Source organism: Arthrobacter melezitosi, assembly GCF_054511055.1.
On the sequence record NZ_JBTNDJ010000001.1, the window covers coordinates 361,663 to 377,909 of the forward strand.

General features: G+C 67.5%; 18 protein-coding genes. 11 read left to right on the forward strand and 7 right to left on the reverse strand.

The annotated features are described in order from the left end of the window. The first annotated feature begins 105 nt into the window (after positions 1-105). Positions 106-879, forward strand: a complete 774-nt coding sequence (locus ACX80W_RS01775; RefSeq protein ID WP_459279872.1) for an SDH family Clp fold serine proteinase — start codon at positions 106-108, stop codon at positions 877-879. Positions 880-1,436: 557 nt separating this feature from the next. Further along, positions 1,437-2,108: a helicase associated domain-containing protein gene (locus ACX80W_RS01780; RefSeq protein ID WP_459279873.1), complete on the forward strand. Its 672-nt coding sequence runs from the start codon at positions 1,437-1,439 to the stop codon at positions 2,106-2,108. Here the strand turns inward: ACX80W_RS01780 and ACX80W_RS01785 are convergent. Continuing rightward, a complete protein-coding gene (locus tag ACX80W_RS01785; RefSeq protein ID WP_459279875.1) occupies positions 2,102-3,010 on the reverse strand; it encodes a tyrosine-type recombinase/integrase in 909 nt (302 codons plus the stop codon). The genes ACX80W_RS01780 and ACX80W_RS01785 overlap by 7 nt on opposite strands. A gap of 330 nt (positions 3,011-3,340) precedes the next feature. Here ACX80W_RS01785 and ACX80W_RS01790 point away from each other — a divergent pair, with 330 nt between their 5' ends. The 3 genes from ACX80W_RS01790 to ACX80W_RS01800 all read left to right on the forward strand — a co-directional run bounded on the left by ACX80W_RS01790 (position 3,341) and on the right by ACX80W_RS01800 (position 5,677). Continuing rightward, positions 3,341-3,943: a DUF6919 family putative SAM-binding protein gene (locus ACX80W_RS01790; RefSeq protein WP_459279877.1), complete on the forward strand. Its 603-nt coding sequence runs from the start codon at positions 3,341-3,343 to the stop codon at positions 3,941-3,943. 504 nt (positions 3,944-4,447) lie between these two features. Then, positions 4,448-5,101, forward strand: a complete 654-nt coding sequence (locus ACX80W_RS01795) for an HNH endonuclease family protein (protein WP_459279879.1) — start codon at positions 4,448-4,450, stop codon at positions 5,099-5,101. A 192-nt stretch (positions 5,102-5,293) separates the two neighbouring features. Continuing rightward, complete coding sequence (locus ACX80W_RS01800) at positions 5,294-5,677, forward strand: YtxH domain-containing protein (RefSeq protein ID WP_459279881.1); 384 nt, start codon at positions 5,294-5,296, stop codon at positions 5,675-5,677. A 69-nt stretch (positions 5,678-5,746) separates the two neighbouring features. Here ACX80W_RS01800 and ACX80W_RS01805 read toward each other — a convergent pair whose 3' ends face one another. Further along, a complete protein-coding gene (locus tag ACX80W_RS01805) occupies positions 5,747-5,968 on the reverse strand; it encodes a hypothetical protein (RefSeq protein WP_459279883.1) in 222 nt (73 codons plus the stop codon). A gap of 122 nt (positions 5,969-6,090) precedes the next feature. Between ACX80W_RS01805 and ACX80W_RS01810 the strand changes: the two genes are divergently transcribed. Further along, a complete protein-coding gene (locus ACX80W_RS01810; protein WP_459279885.1) occupies positions 6,091-6,387 on the forward strand; it encodes a hypothetical protein in 297 nt (98 codons plus the stop codon). 18 nt (positions 6,388-6,405) lie between these two features. Here the strand turns inward: ACX80W_RS01810 and ACX80W_RS01815 are convergent, their stop codons facing one another. Further along, positions 6,406-6,891, reverse strand: coding sequence for a DUF6314 family protein (locus ACX80W_RS01815; RefSeq protein WP_459279887.1), 486 nt, complete (start codon positions 6,889-6,891; stop codon positions 6,406-6,408). Between the two features lie 25 nt (positions 6,892-6,916). Continuing rightward, positions 6,917-7,684, reverse strand: a complete 768-nt coding sequence (locus ACX80W_RS01820) for a hypothetical protein (RefSeq protein WP_459279889.1) — start codon at positions 7,682-7,684, stop codon at positions 6,917-6,919. 192 nt (positions 7,685-7,876) lie between these two features. On the opposite strand from ACX80W_RS01820, the gene ACX80W_RS01825 reads away from it, so the two are divergent. After that, positions 7,877-8,266: a thioredoxin family protein gene (locus tag ACX80W_RS01825; RefSeq protein WP_459279891.1), complete on the forward strand. Its 390-nt coding sequence runs from the start codon at positions 7,877-7,879 to the stop codon at positions 8,264-8,266. Positions 8,267-8,391: 125 nt separating this feature from the next. Here the strand turns inward: ACX80W_RS01825 and ACX80W_RS01830 are convergent, their stop codons facing one another. Further along, positions 8,392-9,366, reverse strand: coding sequence for a DNA-3-methyladenine glycosylase family protein (locus tag ACX80W_RS01830; protein ID WP_459279893.1), 975 nt, complete (start codon positions 9,364-9,366; stop codon positions 8,392-8,394). A 263-nt stretch (positions 9,367-9,629) separates the two neighbouring features. Here ACX80W_RS01830 and ACX80W_RS01835 point away from each other — a divergent pair, with 263 nt between their 5' ends. Beyond that, positions 9,630-11,006, forward strand: a complete 1,377-nt coding sequence (locus ACX80W_RS01835) for a cystathionine beta-synthase (RefSeq protein WP_459279895.1) — start codon at positions 9,630-9,632, stop codon at positions 11,004-11,006. A 24-nt stretch (positions 11,007-11,030) separates the two neighbouring features. Further along, positions 11,031-12,197: a cystathionine gamma-synthase gene (locus tag ACX80W_RS01840; RefSeq protein ID WP_459279897.1), complete on the forward strand. Its 1,167-nt coding sequence runs from the start codon at positions 11,031-11,033 to the stop codon at positions 12,195-12,197. Between the two features lie 27 nt (positions 12,198-12,224). Here ACX80W_RS01840 and ACX80W_RS01845 read toward each other — a convergent pair whose 3' ends face one another. Both ACX80W_RS01845 and ACX80W_RS01850 read right to left on the reverse strand, forming a co-directional pair. Next, positions 12,225-12,665, reverse strand: coding sequence for a hypothetical protein (locus ACX80W_RS01845; RefSeq protein WP_459279898.1), 441 nt, complete (start codon positions 12,663-12,665; stop codon positions 12,225-12,227). After that, entirely contained in the window at positions 12,662-13,870 is a 1,209-nt protein-coding gene (locus ACX80W_RS01850; RefSeq protein ID WP_459279899.1) for an amidohydrolase, read from the reverse strand. The genes ACX80W_RS01845 and ACX80W_RS01850 overlap by 4 nt, the downstream gene beginning before the upstream one ends. 118 nt (positions 13,871-13,988) lie before the next feature. On the opposite strand from ACX80W_RS01850, the gene ACX80W_RS01855 reads away from it, so the two are divergent. Together ACX80W_RS01855 and ACX80W_RS01860 are read left to right on the forward strand one after the other, a co-directional pair. Next, positions 13,989-15,275 carry a glycosyltransferase 87 family protein gene (locus ACX80W_RS01855; RefSeq protein ID WP_459279901.1) on the forward strand — a complete coding sequence of 429 codons (1,287 nt, stop codon included), beginning with the start codon at positions 13,989-13,991 and terminating at the stop codon, positions 15,273-15,275. Positions 15,276-15,279: 4 nt separating this feature from the next. Further along, positions 15,280-15,921: an MOSC domain-containing protein gene (locus tag ACX80W_RS01860; RefSeq protein WP_459279903.1), complete on the forward strand. Its 642-nt coding sequence runs from the start codon at positions 15,280-15,282 to the stop codon at positions 15,919-15,921. The last annotated feature ends 326 nt before the right edge of the window (positions 15,922-16,247 follow it).

Sequence of the window (16,247 nt, forward strand, 5' to 3'; positions counted from 1 at the left end):
GAAACAAGCGCTGCTGGAACAACACACGATGTGATCAGAAGGAGGTACCTCAAGGAACTTGCCGATTACACGGGTCGTAACACGATTCTGTACTACTCCGGGTGGTTGGAGAAATCATTCTTCGCACAGCAGGGTGTTCCTGGGTTCGAGGTCAACGACAGTGACAAAAATGGTTTCATGGCCACGGTTCACGAGCTGCCTCGAGGCGACGGGCTCGATCTTCTGTTGCATACCCCAGGGGGCAATGTAGCGGCGACCGAATCGCTCGTCGATTATCTGAAGTCGATGTTCACGGACATTCGCGTCATTGTTCCGCAGTTGGCAATGTCCGCGGGAACGATGATCGCTCTTGCCGCCAATCAGATCGTGATGGGCAAGCATTCAAGTCTGGGTCCAATCGATCCACAGATTGGAGGCCTGCCTGCGCATGGAATCGTCGAAGAATTTGAGCGGGCTAAACAGGAAATTAGTACTGATAACTCAACGATCCCGGTATGGCAGCCGATTATTGCTAAGTACAGCCCGACCCTGATTGGGGAGAGCGAGAAAGCAATCGACTGGGCCAATGACATGGTCAAGCGGTGGTTGACCGAGGGAATGTTCATCGGGGACCCAAAGGCAGAAAGCCTAGCGGATACGGTTCTCGCTGAGCTAGGAAGTCACGCACTGACCCTTTCTCACGATCGTCACATCTCGGGCACCAAAGCTAAGTCTCTAGGTATAAAGGTCATCGATCTCGAAGATGATCAAAAGCTTCAGGATGCGGTACTTACAGTTCACCATGCCTGCATCCAAACGCTTTCTGAGACCCCCGCGATGAAGATCATTGAGAATCATCAAGGCATCGCATCTATCATGTCTGTTCGTCAGTCTGCGTGAAGAAGCTGTCTTAGCGGCCATCTCGTTGATGGCCGCTAAGCATGCGGGGTGATCTAAATGTCAACATGGCGAGACTGCATTCCGCCACACCCATCCTTCCCGCTCGGTTCCAATTGCAGGCTCAAGGAAACGAATTTTTATCGCCCTGCTGTTCCAGGCGATGGCGTGTGCTTGGAGTTGGATAGCTTTGGTGGGGTAGCGGATCCAAACGTACACGCGGCGGGGGTTGTCGAACTCATGCGGGGGGTCATTGGGTAGGTCAACCTCGACGGCGGTGAGCAACATCGGCTCCTCCCTGAGGACCCAGCCCTCGAGCCACTTGTCGACTGAGGCGGCCCCGTACCGCTTGTTCTGGCCCACAGCACGCTCCATCTCATCCCGGATCCTCGCTGAGAATTAAAGTAGAACACATGTTCGATTCAAAGGATCGTGCGGGGGTTGCCTTCCGCGCTGGCTCCGAGGCGAAACACGCACCAAGCGCCTTTTCCACTGCTCTCGTTCCTCGAAGTTTCATGTAGCTACTGCACTGAAGCCTCCGGGCTGCCTATCCTGTGTCCGTGCATCCGGATCCAGATTTGCAGGACGAGCCTTGGGGACAGTGCGCCTCTAAGCAGGAATGGCTGCTCATGTACAAGCAGGGAGTCCCACCAGAGCGCGTTTCCGATGTCTGCCGAGTGAGCCGTCAAACCGTGCGTCGTTATATCCGGTCGGCTGAGAAACGAGACCCTACCCTCTTCGACCGCCGGCTAGTTCGCCACGATGAGCCACGCCTTCCGAAGCAATACCCGCGTCCGACGTGGGATGGCCAGTTCAAGGCACTCGAACGATTCGTCGGCGCCGAGGGTCGCTTCCCGAGTCAGCTTGGTCCAACGGTCGCTGAGAGGCGACTGCGAAGCTGGTTGTACCGCCAAAGACGGGCACTACACGCCGGCACTCTTCCAATGGGCCAGGTGAGCCGCCTGGACGGTCTGGGGCAGTGGCGTGGAATCAGTCGTCACCCTAACCAATGGGAGCAGCGGCTGAATGAGCTAGCTCAATTTGTTGATCGTCAGGGCCGCTGGCCGCGCCTTAGAAGCCTGACAGGTAGCAAAGAACACACCCTCGCGATCTGGCTTATGACGCAGCGGCATCATGAGAAGCGAGGAGCGCTTTCCCCCTACCGTGGGTCACAACTCTCGGTGCGAGTTCCTGGCTGGGTTGGAGGATCCCGGGCCCACGCCACTCATTGAAAGACCGCATCTCCAATCTCCGCCAGACGCTGGTGCTCCTCGGGCATCAAGTGGCCATATACCCCGGCTGTCATAGTGATGTTCTGGTGACCCAGCCGGCGGGATAGGGCGTGCAGGTCGGCGCCGCCGTGGAGGAACATGCTGGCACTGGTGTGCCTGCAGTCGTGAAGCCGGGGTTTGTTGTCATTTGTGAAGCCCGCCTTCAAGCAGGCCGGCCCCCAGACTTTGTGGATAGCGGATGAAAGAATCCGACCGCCGAGAGTGTTCCGGAAGACGAGACCATTGCCCGCGGCCAGCACAAGGGGCTTCATTTCCTCAGTCAGCAAGGCGGTAAGAGCGATGTCGCGCCTTGACTTCGCCGTCTTGGGCGGCCCGACGAACGACTCATTTCGCTCATCCATCTTCCAGGCTTTGGTCACATGAACGAGCGGAGGGACGTGAGTGAAATCAAAATCCGACCCGTTGAGAGCAGTCGCCTCAGAGAACCGCATTCCAGTAACCCGCAGGAAACCGAAGAACGGCCGATAATGGTCGGGCGTGTTCGCGATGATCGCGTCCCATTCGGCGCGTTTGATGATCCGAACTGGCGCCTCGATGCTTTGGGAGTTCGGTAGCCTCACGCCGGTGCAGGGGTTGTCGGTCCGGATACCGAGCCTCACAGCCGTCTTCATGGCCGCGGAGAGGAAGCCGAAATGGTTCTTCACCGTCTTGGGGGCTAAGCCTTTGTTCTGCATCTGCTTCACCCACAAGGCGACGTCCTCGAAGTTCAATGCGTCCGCACGGACACTGCCGAAATCCCCCCCAAAGTGATCCTTGAGGCTTCGCCCGTATCTGGTTGTCGTGTAGCCCCCCACGGCGGTGCGCAGCTCAATGTGTCGCACCAGTAGTTGGTTGATGGTCATTGATACCAAGGAAACTCCTCTGTAGTCGAAGAGCGCATCATTGCGAACCGGACAAGAGGATCACAAACGAGATGCTCTCTGTTACTGCCAGACTCAAGATACGCACCGCCCGAGATGGCCCCCCGAAACTTCATTTTTCCTTCCGTTTCACCGTCAATCCTGCGAATATCTTTCTGATTAGCTCGCACTTTTCTTCGTATTTCGCGGAATGTTGTGGCTCCTGCCGGATGACCGGGGGAAGGATTTGTTACGCGGGTGCCTTCGTCCGTGACTCACCAACCACCATGTCGGAGTAACCCAAGTGCATACGGGCTCAGGTAGCGTGACGAAATGACGAACCAAAATTTATCTGAGGCCCCTCGGTCCGATGACGGAGAACACGCACAAGCATGGCGGGAGTGCATCAATCTCGATGATGCTTGCGAACTCACTGCTAGGTGGCTCGAAGGCAAAAGCTTCTATATGCCAGGGTATTCGGCTGCACAGCCTGCGACTGAAACAAACCAGATGCGGGACGCTCTCGCTCGGCTCAACAGGCTCGGCTTCCTTACTGAGGATTCGCAGCCTGGAGTTGGTCTGGGTACAGGGCAGGGCCAGCGAGCGTATGTCGTTGGGTTCTGCGAGGCCGGATTGGCAGAGCTGGTGATGAGAGAGTTGCTGGAGACGGAGCTTGTATGCGTCGCCCACCCTCCCGGTGACGCTGATTACAGTCGGATATGCGTATCTATTGACGGCGGAACGGAGTTCACTTGGCTTGGGAGCTTTGCGTCAGCGGCGGAAGTTTTGGAAACCTACACCCAGGAGGCTAACGGATCGTTGGCTCAACTGGTAAGCGAGTGCTGGCAGTTACAGGTATTTGACCCGCACTGGGGCCGAAATAGCCGCCTGTTGCCCGCTCTGGAGGATGCTTTGAAAGCCGCGACCGGGGTCTAGTACGGTCCGCGCCGCCCATGAGCTCTTCGTTCATCTCCTTCGCGGCCGGAGCAAGATCAGGGTGCGGCATTGATGACTAGAACCAGCACGTTGATGGATACTCGACGGGGGATGTCCGAGTGAGGGACGCTTTGTGCCCACATTTTGCCCACACTCCCACCTCAACCTAGTGATCCTGCGTGATCCGGCGTGAGCGTGATCCGCGGTCTGGCAGGGGTATCATCCCTGACCTGCACCTTTGAGAGGTTTCGAATCCCTCATCTGCCACAGCAAGGAAAGGCCCGCACTTCACTGCAACAGCAGGGGAGGGCGGGCCTTTCGCTTTTCTGGAGACGACCGTCCCGGCCCGGGGCGTGGCATACCTCAGCATCCGGCACGCACAGCACCGGGCCGGGAGCCAAGTTTTCCCGCAGTTTTTGCCCAGTCCGGGCCCGCCGGCCTGGACGGCGTGGGAGGCTTGTTGAAGTGCCTGCCCGGGCACGCTTTTCTTCTGGAGATCCAAGCATGAACCTCAAGTCCGGTCTCATGGCGCTGCTCACCGCAGGCCTCCTCCTCACCGGAACCGCGCCCGCCTCCGGCGCAGCCTCGTACGACACCACCGTCCAGGAGGCAGCCCGGGCGCTCCCCGTGGCGGCCGAAGACAACCTCGGCTACGACCGGGACCTTTACTTCGGCCGCTGGGCCGACCCCGATGGCGACTGCCAGGACACCCGCGCCGAGGTGCTCATCCGGGAGAGCAAGACCGCGCCGGACTACACCTCGCAGCGCCGCTGCACCGTGGCGAACAGCCGGTGGCTGACCACCTTCGACGACCGGATCCACAAGTCGGCCACTACCGTGCAGGTCGACCACACGGTGCCGGCCCACGAGGCGTGGGGCTCCGGAGCCCGTTCGTGGACGCAGGACCGGCGGATCGCCTTCTACAACGACCTTGACTACGCCGATTCCCTCAGTGCGCAGTCGGGCACCCTCGTGGCCCGCAAGCAGGCCCTCGGCCCCGAAGAGTGGGTGCCGCCGGTCAACCGCTGCACCTACATCGCGCACTGGATCGCGGTGAAGGCCCGCTGGGGCCTGACGGCCGACCCCGTCGAGAAAGAGGCATTGATCCGTATCGCCGACGGGTGCCCGCCCTCCAGCCTCACGATCACCGAGGTCTGAGAGGGGCCCGGGGCGCTCCTGTAGGCCCCTGACCCGCGAGCTCTCCGGGGCGGGCCGCGGCGGGAGCTGGCCGGGACCCGGGATTCTACGGGAGGCCCGGGTGCAAAGCCAGCTATTGGGGCCAAATGCACGACGGATGGCGCTGGTCTAGATTCGGACGGGACAGCGTACATCTGCGAACGGAGCACCACGATGAAAAACAAGCTTGTTTTCGCCTCGGGCATGGCCGCCGGGTACGTTTTGGGCACGCGGGCCGGCCGGGAGAGCTACGAGAAGATCCGGACCAAGGCGACCCAGCTGTGGAACAGCCCCAAGGTCCAGAGCACCGTGTCCAGCGCCACGGACACCGTCAAGGACAAGGCCCCCGCCGTCCAGGGCAAGCTCTCCAGCGCCCTGAAGAAGCGGGGCAACGGCTCCGGTTCCAAGGACACGGGCTACGACGGCACGCCGGTCGCCGTCGTGCCCCCGCCCGTCACCGATACGGGCCTCTCGGGGACCGGGCTCGATGACCCCACCATGGTCGATCCGATCCCGACCCTGGCCGACGATCCCAACTCGCGTCCGCCGCTGAGCTGATGCCGAGCTGATTCAGGGGCTCCTGCGAGCCCGGGGCCGGGCGGGCACGCGATGCCTGCCCGGCCCTTTTCAGTGCCCGCGGGACCGCAGTATCTCGAGGTGCTCCCGGCGGGCCGCGGCATTGAGCGGGCCGATCAGGGCGAGGTACAGGCCCAGCGCGATGAAGAACGCCACCCAGAACTCGACGAACATCATCAGGACGGCCGCGAGCACCAGGGCCGCAGCGAATCCGATGGAGGCCCACTTTGTCAGGCGCCGGGCCATCGGCGGCAGCGAGTCGTAGCCCTTCATCCTCGGTCCCTTCGTCCCTCCCATTTTAGTAACCGGAGCCCGCGCCGTCCCGCTTTTCCTTCGGCGGATGCCGGCTGGATCCGCCCCTCGCCGGTGTCACCGCGCAGGTCTACCCTGTTGGCATGGCACAGGCATCGGGGTGGCACGGCATACCGCCGGCGGCCGACCGCTACGGGCCGCCCCTGCAGTTGGAGCGGCCCGCCGGGACGGTCACCGCACCGCTGAAGTCCCCTGCCCTGTGGGCCCGGCTGCACTATCCCGACGGCACCACCCGGACGGTGAAGGGCTTCGCCATGGCCTGGACCGCGGACACCGTTCGGGTGCAGTGGATCGAGCACTCCCGGGCGCGCGAGGCCTGGCTTCCGGCCGGCCAGTGCACCCGGAGGACCCTGCCCGCCCCCGGGCGGTTCGCCGCCTGAGCGCTCCCGGTCGCCACCTCAGTGGCGCGGGGACTGCCGCGTCAGCTCCGTGGTCAGCAGCTGGTCCTTCGCGGGTCCGGTGACGTCCCACTCGTAGTCCAGCCGGTCTTCGGACAACGCCTCGTACCGCACGCGGTAGGTATCGGGGGAGCACCAGTGCTCATCGGTCCAGGAGCCGCCGGCGAGGGCGAGGTGGTGGAAGGGCCTGCCGTCCTCGAACAGGACCTCCCACGGTCCGGACGGCCCGCCGGGAACGATCAGGTACTGCCGGCTCGCCGGTCCGGTAAAGGCTGGAACGGGTCGGCCGGCGGGGGAGCGGGAGCCGGGCCAGTGGACTGTGCCTTCTTCGCGCCAGCGCAGCCCCGGGCCGCCGTCGGGCACGGGGAGGAAGGTGACGGTGCCCGTGAAGGTGCCCCGGGTGGCATCGGCACGGTTGAGCAGACCGCGCCGAACCCGCCAGGTGCCGAGCAGGTAGGACCTGAGGTCGGAGACCGGAAAAATCATCGCGCTTCAGCCTAGCGGCGCGGGCTCAGGGTGACGAGCCCGCGGCCGTCCGGAGGGCCGCCGTGCGCTCCTCGACTTCGGCGCGTCCCTTGCCGGTGAGCCGGACCTCGGCGGTGTCGCGGGGGGAGATGAGGCGCTCCTGCGCGGTGAGCAGCCCCTGCTCCTCGAGGCCCGCCGCCACCGTGGCCAGTTCATCGGCGGCAAGCCCGACCGCGGCGCCGATGCTCGACGGGGAGGCGCTGTGGACCCGGGCCAGGGCGGCCAGGAGGGTGAACCTGCGGTCGCGCGGCGGGGCCGGCGGCTCCGCCCGGCCCGCGGGGGAACCAAGGGCCATCGAGCGGACGATGAGCCACAGGGCGCAGGCAGCCAGCGGCTGGACGGCGGTGAACCCGGCGGTGAAGGCGTCGGCGAGCCCGGCACCGGTGCCGCGGAAGTGCCGCAGGTAGGCCGCGCCGAGGAGCACCGACGCGGCAATGGCGGCGGTCTCGATGACCGGGAAGTGCCGCGGGCGGATGGTGCGGTGCCGGCGCAGGAGGAACGGAAGGGCGACGCCGAGGACGGCGATGGCGACAAGAAGCACCACAAGGGCGGTGCCGGTGAGCTGCGAGGCCCGCACGCCGAGGAAGGACGCCGCGAAGTAGCAGGCGATCCCGGCCGCCACCACAAGGAGCAGCCACCCCTCGGGCGCCGTGGACGTGCCGTGGAGCCGGGTCGCCGCCGATTCGCCTGCTTCGAGCGTCCTGCGCGCCTGCACCGCATCGGGAGCGGCAGCATCTGCCGGGGATTCGCTCATGACTGCCTAGGGCTGGAGGTATATACCTGCCACGCTATGCCTGCGCTGTGCAGGGCGCAAACACCGCCCGCGGCCGCTGCGGCGAGCCGGTGCCGTTGGGTGCCTCCCTGTGGGGCCGGAGGCACCACCGGGACGGCTTCATCGACAGCGAACACACGCGACAGCACCCACCGGACTCGTTACGGTTGGATGATGGCAACCATCGATATCACCGAGGCAAGCTTCCCCGAGACCATCGAGGGCAACGACATCGTGTTCGTTGACTTCTGGGCCGAATGGTGTGGCCCGTGCCGCCAGTTCGCGCCCGTCTACGACGCCGCCTCCCAGAAGCACGACGACGTCGTCTTCGCGAAGGTCGACACCGAGGCGGAGCAGTCCCTGGCCGCGGCGGCGGGCATCACCTCCATCCCGACGCTGATGGCGTTCCGCGAGCAGGTTCTCGTGTTTTCCCAGCCCGGTGCACTGAACTCCTCGCAGTTCTCCGAGCTGGTCGAGGCTGTCAAGGGCCTGGACATGAAGGCCGTCCACGAGCAGGTCGCCCAGCAGCAGGCCGCCCAGGCCGACCCCACCGACGGCCAGTAGGCGCAGCAGGCCCCTTCCAGGATCGACGCCGAAGCCCCCAGGTTCCACGCGGACCCGGGGGCTTCGGCGTGCCCGGGCCGTGCGGTTCAGGAGGTGGCCGACGGTTCCGGTGGACGCCGCCGGAATCAGTGGTGGCGGTGGTCCTCCGGCCGGAGGCGCGGTCCGTAGGCCTGCTTGCGGAAGCCGCTGGCGTAGAGCATGCGCACCACCCGCTGCCGGTGCCCGGCCCAGGGCGCGAGCAGCTTGAGCATTCCCGCGTCGTCGGTCCTCCGGCCGGTCAGGGCGGCCCCGACGAAGGAGGCGAGGTGGTAGTCCCCGACCGAAATGGAGTCGGGATCCCCGTGGGTGCGCTGCATGACCTCCGCCGAGGTCCACACGCTGATGCCCGGCACCGAGGAGAGCCCCCGGCGCACCAGCGGGCCGGCGGGCACGGCGGCGAGCCGCTCAAGCCCCGAGGCGACGAGTGACGCCCTGAGCAGGGTGGCCGAGCGGCGGGGGTCGACGCCGGCGCGGTGCCAGTCCCAGGAGGGGATCTTCCGCCACTGCTCGGCCGTGGGCGGCAGCCGCAGCCGGGCGGGAGCGGAGCCGCCGGGGTTCGGGGCGGGATCGCCGTACCGTTCGAGAAGGTAGCGCCAGGAGCGCCTCGCCTCGAAAGTGGTCACCCGCTGCTCGAGCACGGCCCGTGCCGTGGCGTCGAGGATGCGCCCGGTCGTGGGAAGGCGGAGTCCCGGGCTGAGGTAGCGGCCCTTCTTCGCGAGCTCGGGCAGGCCGGCGCGGAAGCCGGGGCTGTCGAAGGCGCTCCAGTCGTCCTCGGCGCCGAGCATCCGCGGCAGCCCGTGGAGGGCCGCCCCGGCGCCCGGCCCCCAGGCGGCGGCCTCGATCCGGGCGGACTGCAGGGTTCCGCGTTGCCGCAGGCGCAGGGTGGTGGCGCCGTCGGCGGTGCGGAAGGCGAGCCAGTGGACGCCGTCGACGGTCCGGAACGCGGGGTCGTACGCGCCGCACTGCAGGGGGCCGATCGTGCCGGCCAGGTGGTAGGGGCCGTCGGGCTCCCAGACCGTCGTGACGCCGGCGGAACCGGCGACAACGGGGGAACTGCTCATTGCTCAATGGTGCCACGGACCCGCCGGCCCCCGGCGTGGCCGGCGTGCGACACTCCGCACTCCGCCACGGCCAGCGGACCCCTTTACGACCGGCGCGCCCCAAAGCGACGGACGCGCCCGATAAACCCGGCCCGTTTGTCGCAAACGGGCGCGGTCGTCGCAAACGGGCGCGGCCGGCCACAGAGAAACCCGCCCGCGCAAGTTGGGGTCCCCGTGTTTCAGGCCGCGCCCCGGCCCGGGCGCCACCCGGTAGCTTTAGGAGTATGAAGTATGCGAACTCAGTAGTCGACCTGATCGGCAACACCCCCCTGGTCAAGCTCAACCGGGTCACCGACGGCATAGCGGCGACGGTGCTGGCCAAGGTTGAGTACCTGAACCCGGGCGGCTCGGTCAAGGACCGCATCGCGGCGAAGATGATCGACGCCGCGGAGGCCGAGGGCAGGCTGCGGCCCGGCGGGACGATCATCGAACCGACCTCGGGCAACACCGGGGTGGGCCTGGCGCTCGTGGCGCAGCAGCGCGGCTACAAGTGCGTGTTCGTCGTGCCCGACAAGGTGGGCGAGGACAAGCGCAACGTGCTCGCCGCGTACGGGGCCGAGGTGGTGGTCACCCCCACGGCCGTCGCGCCCGACAGCCCCGAGTCCTACTACGGGGTCTCCGACCGCCTCACCCGCGAGATCCCCGGCGCCTACAAGCCCGACCAGTTCTCCAACCCCAATGGTCCCCTGAGCCACTACGAGACCACCGGGCCGGAGATCTGGGACGACACTGACGGCAAGATCACCCATTTCGTCACGGGCGTCGGCACCGGCGGCACCATCACCGGCACCGGACGCTACCTCAAGGAGGTCTCCGCGGACCGCGCCGGCGGCCCGGTCCGCGTCATCGGCGCCGACCCCGAGGGCTCGGTCTACTCCGGCGGCAGCGGGCGCCCCTACTTCGTCGAGGGGGTGGGGGAGGACATCTGGCCCGACTCCTACGACCCGTCGGTGCCCGATGAGATCATCGCCGTCTCCGACGCCGAGAGCTTCGCCATGACCCGGCGCCTGGCCCGCGAGGAGGGACTGCTGGTCGGCGGCTCCTGCGGTATGGCCGTGGTGGCGGCTCTGCGCGCGGCCAAGGGCCTGACCGCCGACGACGTCGTGGTCGTGCTGCTGCCCGACGGCGGGCGCGGCTACCTCGGGAAGATCTTCAGCGACGACTGGATGCAGTCCCACGGCTTCCTGGACGCCGGCGGCGACGCCACCGTCGCCGGGGTGCTCACCGCGAAGGCGGACACCGAGCCGGACCTCGTCCACATCCGCCCCGACGACACCGTGGGCGATGCCATCGCCCTGATGGGCCGGTACCGGCTCTCCAGCCTCCCGGTCCTGTCGCACGAGCCGCCCGTCGTGCTGGGCGAGGTGCTCGGCTCGGTCGATGAGCGCTCCCTGACGGAGAAGATCTTCGCCGGCGAGGCCAAGCTCGCCGACAGCATCGCGGACCACCTGGGCCCGAAGCTGCCGCTGATCGGCTCGCTGGAGTCGGTCGGCGCGGCGCGCCAGCGCCTCGAGCACAACGACACGGTGCTGGTCACCTCCGCCGGCGCGCCGGTGGGAATGCTGACCCGCCATGACCTGCTGACCTATCTGGGCAGCTAATCCCCCCTAAACCTGAGGAGCAGTGTGACGCAGTCAAACAACCAAGGCTTCAACACCCGCGCCATCCATGCGGGGCAGGTGCCCGATCCGACGACCGGGGCCGTCATTCCACCGATCTACCAGACGACGACGTTCGCCCAGGACGGCATCGGCAAGCTGCGCAACGGCTACGAGTACGGCCGCGGCACCAACCCCACGCGCGACGCCCTGCAGGCCCAGCTCGCCGCCCTCGAGGGCGGAACGCACGCGTTCAGCTTCTCCTCGGGCCTGGCCGCCGAGGATGCGCTGATCCGGGCGGCGCTGCGGCCCGGTGACCACATCGTGCTCGGAAACGACGCCTACGGCGGAACCTACCGGCTGATCGACCGGGTGCTCTCGCAGTGGGGCATCACCAACAGCGCCGTGGACATGTCAGACCTCGACGCCGTCCGCGCCGCCGTCGCCGGCGGGCAGACCCGCATGGTGTGGGTGGAGACGCCGTCGAACCCGATGATGAAGATCACCGACATCGCCGCGGTCGCGGGGATCGCCCACGAGGCAGGGGCGCTCCTGGTCGTCGACAACACCTTCGCCTCCCCGTACCTGCAGCAGCCGCTGGGCTTCGGGGCCGACGTCGTCGTGCACTCGACCACCAAGTACATCGGCGGGCATTCCGACGCAAGCGGTGGTGCCGTCATAGTGAAGGACGGGGAACTGGCCGAAAAGGTCGGCTTCATCCAGTTCGCCGTGGGCGCGGTGTCCGCGCCCATGGAGGCCTGGCTGACGACGCGGGGCCTGAAGACCCTTGGCGTGCGGATGGACCGTCACAGCTCCAACGCGGCCGCGATCGCCTCCTGGCTCACCGGGCAGGAGGGCGTGGAGCGGGTGTACTACCCGGGGCTGCCGGAGCACCCGGGCCACGACCTCGCCGCGGCGCAGATGAAGAGCTTCGGTGGCATGATCTCGGTGACCTTCACCGGCGGCGAGGCCGCGGCCCGGACGGTGGCCGAATCGACGAAGGTCTTCACCCTGGCGGAGTCGCTCGGTGGCATCGAGTCGCTCATGAACTACCCCTCGGCGATGACCCACGCGTCGGTGAAGGGCACCGACCTGGCGGTGCCGGAGAACCTCATCCGCCTCTCCGTGGGCATCGAGGACCTCGAGGACCTCATCGGCGACCTCGCACAGGCCCTGGAATCCCTCCGGGGGTAGGCGCTCACTTCAGAGGGGGCTGCCCGGTCAGGTACCGGGCAGCCTCCGCTTTTTCCGGGCCTTGGGGTCGGTCACCCGGAAATAGGCGCTGCTGGCCGGCAGCCACATCAGCACCACCGCCACCAGCATCACGACGGCGACGACCGAGAGCCCGGGCGTGCCGCGCACCAGCACCGGAAGCCCGGCGATGATCCCCACGGTGCTCAGCAGTTCGCGGGCGCTGCGTCTGCCCCGGCGCAGGCCCAGCAGCAGTACGAGCTGCAGGACGGCCAGGGCCCCCAGCACGACCGCCAGTCCGGTGAGCGCCGTGCCGTCCGAGCCGGGCAGTGCCGCCGACCCGGCGAAGGAACCGGCCGCCACGAGCAGCAGCGCCGCGGCCACCAGCCACAGCACCGAGGCCGCCCGCAGCGTCCGCGGGTGGCGTGGGCGGGCCGGGTCGTGTTTTCCGACGGCGGGGGCCCGTCTCATGCCCCGCGCGGGGCGACGACGCCGGCGCGCGCCGCGGTGTCGTAGCGGTAGACCTGCCGCCCGCCGATCCACACCGTCAGGGCGCGCTGCATGACATCGAGCGGGTCCCCGCTCCAGAGCACGACGTCGGCATCCTTGCCCACCGCGAGGGAACCGAGCCGGTCGGCCAGCCCGAGGACCTTCGCCGGGTTCAGGGTGATCGAGCGCAGCGCCGTGGTGCGGTCCAGGCCCTCCTTGACCGCGAGGGTGGCCTGGTGCACCAGGAAGTTGATGGGGATCACCGGGTGGTCGGTGATGATGGATATCTCCACGCCGGCCGCGGCCAGCCTGCCGGGGTTGGCCAGGGAGCGCCCGCGCAGCTCCACCTTGGACTTGGTGGTGAACAGCGGACCGATGAGCACCGGGGTGCCGCGTACGGCCAGCACGTCCGCCAGCAGGTGGGCCTCGGTGCCGTGGTCGAGCACCAGGTCGTAGCCGAACTCGTCGGCGAGCCGGAGGGCGGTGGCGATGTCGTCGGCCCGGTGGGCGTGCTGGCGCCAGGGGATCTCGCGGCGCAGGACCATCGCCAGGGCCTCGAGGTGCGGGTCGCGGGCGTTCTCGTCGTCCTTGCCCAGGTAGTTCTGGGCGTCCTTGAACGCCTTGCGGATGATCAGTGCGGTGCCGAGGCGCGTCGAGGGGGTCTTGTCCTTTCCTCCGTACACCCGCTTGGGGTTCTCGCCCAGGGCCGACTTCAGGCCGCTGGGGGAGCGGAGCAGCATCTCCTCGATGTACCGGCCGTGGGTGTGGATGGCGACGGCGAGCCCGCCGATCGGGTTGCCCGAGCCGGGATTGACGTTCACCGTGGTGACGCCACCGGCCAGGGCGTCGTCGAAGCCCGGGTCGTAGGGGTTGATCGCGTCGAGCACCCGGACCCCCGCCATCACCGGGTCGGTCATCTCGTTGGTGTCGTCGCCGGCGGAGCCCTCGCCCTCCTCGTGGGTGCCGAGGTGGACGTGCGCGTCGACGAAGCCCGGCAGCAGCCATTTGCCGGCCGCGTCCAGGGTCTCCATTCCGGGCGGTGCCTCGACCCCGGCGCCCAGGGCGGTGATCTTCCCGCCCTCAAGGACGACCGTCCCGTCGAAGGGGTCGCCGTCGATCGGGACAACGTGGGCGTTGAGGATGGCCAGGGCCGGGGGCACGGCGTCGTGCGTTCGAGGGGTGGTCATGGAGAAGACCTTTCGCGCTCGTCGGTGGTTCACCCACCATAACCGCAGGGCGCCCCTGCCTAGACTGGAACGGCCGCGCCCGTAACGGCGCGGCGGGGCTCCGATCCGAAGGACATCCATGACGCGCAGCACTCCGGTGGCCGGCATCGTGCGGGCCGTTGCCGCCACCCTGGCCGCGGGCCTGCTCGCCGCCGGGGCCCTCGCCTACGCCGGCTTCATCGGCCTCGATTTCCGCGTGTACCGCATGGGCGGGCAGAGCGTGGTCGACGGCGGCGGCACCCTCTACACGGACACCCTGGGCTCCGGGCCCGGCTCGCTGCTGTTCACCTATCCGCCGTTCGCGGCCCTGATCTTCACTCCGCTGACCCTGGTCAGCGCGGAGGCCGGAGCCTGGGTGTTCGTGGGCCTGTCGATGGCCGTCGCCCTGCCCGCCTCCCTGTACACCGCCCGCTACCTGGGCCGGTTCCCCACCCTGGGAGGTGTCCTGGCCCACCCGGTGGCCCTGCCGGCGGCCCTAATGGGCGCCGGGGTAATCTGCGCGCTCGGACCCTGGCGGGAGACGATGGCCTTCGCCCAGATCAACATCCTGCTGTTCGCACTGATCGCGGGCGACCTGCTGTCCGGGCCGCACCGGTGCTGGCCCACGGGGGTCCTCACCGGCGTCGCGGCGGGGATCAAGCTGACCCCGCTGGTCTTCGGGCTCTACTTCCTGGTGCGCGGGGACTGGCGCGGGCTGCGGAACATGGCGCTCGGGTTCGCCGGCACCATCGGGCTGGGCTTCCTGCTGCCGCCGGGAGAGTCCCTCACCTACTGGGGACTCCTGCTGCGCGACACGGGCCGGATCGGCGGTGCGGGGTACGTCGACAACCTCTCGGTCAATGGGGCCATCCTCCACTTCGCCGGCCCGGAGTACCCCGCCCGGGTGCCGTGGCTGGCCGGATCCGTACTGCTGACCACTGCGGCCGCGTTCATCATCCGCGGGGCGCTGCGGCGGGGGGACCGCTTCACCGGCATCGCCGCGACGGCGCTGCTGATGCTCCTGATCTCCCCGATCTCCTGGTCCCACCACTGGGTCTGGATCCCGGTGATCCTGGCCGTGCTCGCCGGACAGTTCCTTTACCTTCCGGCGGACCTGGTGCGGTACCGGCTGGCCGCGGGGTGCCTGTTCGCCGCCACCCTGCCGGTGTTCGCCGCGTCCCCCAAGACCATCGGGCGGGCGCTGGGCGCTGGGGACCTCGACTCCCAGCAGCCCACGGCCTGGTTGATGGCCTCAAGCGCCGGGGTGTTCTGCGGCATCGCGGTCCTCGGGTTCTGGGTGCTGTTGACCCGCGCCCTGGACCGCCGCGCAGCGGACCGTGCCGCCTCCACCGCCCCCGGCGTCCCCGCCCGCGGACGCATAGGATGACCGCATGAACCACGGAACCGTCCTCGCCGTCTGCCTGGTCCACGGGCTGCTGCCAACCCGCGACGCCGTCGGCGTGACGGCGATCGACAAGCGCCCGGTCACCGGGCGCGTGAAGGTCCATCCGCTGGGGCTGAGCGGCGACCTGCAGGCCAACCGCACGGACCACGGCGGCTCCACCAAGGCGGTGTACGCCTACGCCCAGGAGGATGCCGAATACTGGGGTGCGGAACTAGGCCGCGCCGTCGAGCCGGGACTGTTCGGGGAGAACCTGAGGGTCGCCGGGATCGACGTCAACAACGCGGTGATCGGTGAACGGTGGGGCATCAACGGCGTGGAACTCGAGGTCACCATGCCGCGGAGCCCCTGCGGCAACTTCGCGCAGCGCCTGGGCGAGCGCGGGTGGGTCCGGCGGTTCACCGAAGCCAACCGTGCCGGAGCCTACCTCGCCGTGGTCAAGGGGGGGACGGTGCAGGCCGGGGACGCCGTCGCCGTTCTCTCCCGCCCGGACCACGGGGTGACCCTCGCGCAGGTGTTCGGCGGCCTCGGGGCCGCATCGGCCAGGCGCCTGCTGGAGGCCGGGGAACAGGAACTCGCGCTTGCCCCGCAGGTCCGCGAGGCGGTGCTGAGGGCCCTCGCCACGGCGTAACGTGCGCAAGGTCACCCGCTCCGCACGGGCCCTGCGGTGGTCCCGGAGCGCACATGCGGTAGGATAGAAACATCCCCCACACCGGTATTCCCTTAATTTCCGTCCCTTCCGGACGGATAGGTTGTGTTGGGGCTCGTCGAGATTTCAAGCGAGCAGATTCATCAGGGAGCGCCGGCTAGAAGAAAACGTCACACATTCCCGCTCCTTGAGCAGGAAGACCAGTTGTGACGGGAAGTCCTGCCGCGGGATTGAAACAGTGCCGGATTTCGTTGTAAGCACGGCACCTGTTGGCTTCCGCCTTCCGGGCCGTCCGGCATCTACCTGAA

Coding starts and splice junctions, on each gene's coding strand:
- ACX80W_RS01785 (WP_459279875.1), bottom strand. CDS start 3,010: ATGACCATCAACCAACTACTGGTGCGACACATTGAGCTGCGCACCGCC.
- ACX80W_RS01790 (WP_459279877.1), top strand. CDS start 3,341: ATGACGAACCAAAATTTATCTGAGGCCCCTCGGTCCGATGACGGAGAA.
- ACX80W_RS01795 (WP_459279879.1), top strand. CDS start 4,448: ATGAACCTCAAGTCCGGTCTCATGGCGCTGCTCACCGCAGGCCTCCTC.
- ACX80W_RS01800 (WP_459279881.1), top strand. CDS start 5,294: ATGAAAAACAAGCTTGTTTTCGCCTCGGGCATGGCCGCCGGGTACGTT.
- ACX80W_RS01805 (WP_459279883.1), bottom strand. CDS start 5,968: ATGAAGGGCTACGACTCGCTGCCGCCGATGGCCCGGCGCCTGACAAAG.
- ACX80W_RS01810 (WP_459279885.1), top strand. CDS start 6,091: ATGGCACAGGCATCGGGGTGGCACGGCATACCGCCGGCGGCCGACCGC.
- ACX80W_RS01815 (WP_459279887.1), bottom strand. CDS start 6,891: ATGATTTTTCCGGTCTCCGACCTCAGGTCCTACCTGCTCGGCACCTGG.
- ACX80W_RS01820 (WP_459279889.1), bottom strand. CDS start 7,684: ATGAGCGAATCCCCGGCAGATGCTGCCGCTCCCGATGCGGTGCAGGCG.
- ACX80W_RS01825 (WP_459279891.1), top strand. CDS start 7,877: ATGGCAACCATCGATATCACCGAGGCAAGCTTCCCCGAGACCATCGAG.
- ACX80W_RS01830 (WP_459279893.1), bottom strand. CDS start 9,366: ATGAGCAGTTCCCCCGTTGTCGCCGGTTCCGCCGGCGTCACGACGGTC.
- ACX80W_RS01835 (WP_459279895.1), top strand. CDS start 9,630: ATGAAGTATGCGAACTCAGTAGTCGACCTGATCGGCAACACCCCCCTG.
- ACX80W_RS01845 (WP_459279898.1), bottom strand. CDS start 12,665: ATGAGACGGGCCCCCGCCGTCGGAAAACACGACCCGGCCCGCCCACGC.
- ACX80W_RS01850 (WP_459279899.1), bottom strand. CDS start 13,870: ATGACCACCCCTCGAACGCACGACGCCGTGCCCCCGGCCCTGGCCATC.
- ACX80W_RS01855 (WP_459279901.1), top strand. CDS start 13,989: ATGACGCGCAGCACTCCGGTGGCCGGCATCGTGCGGGCCGTTGCCGCC.
- ACX80W_RS01860 (WP_459279903.1), top strand. CDS start 15,280: ATGAACCACGGAACCGTCCTCGCCGTCTGCCTGGTCCACGGGCTGCTG.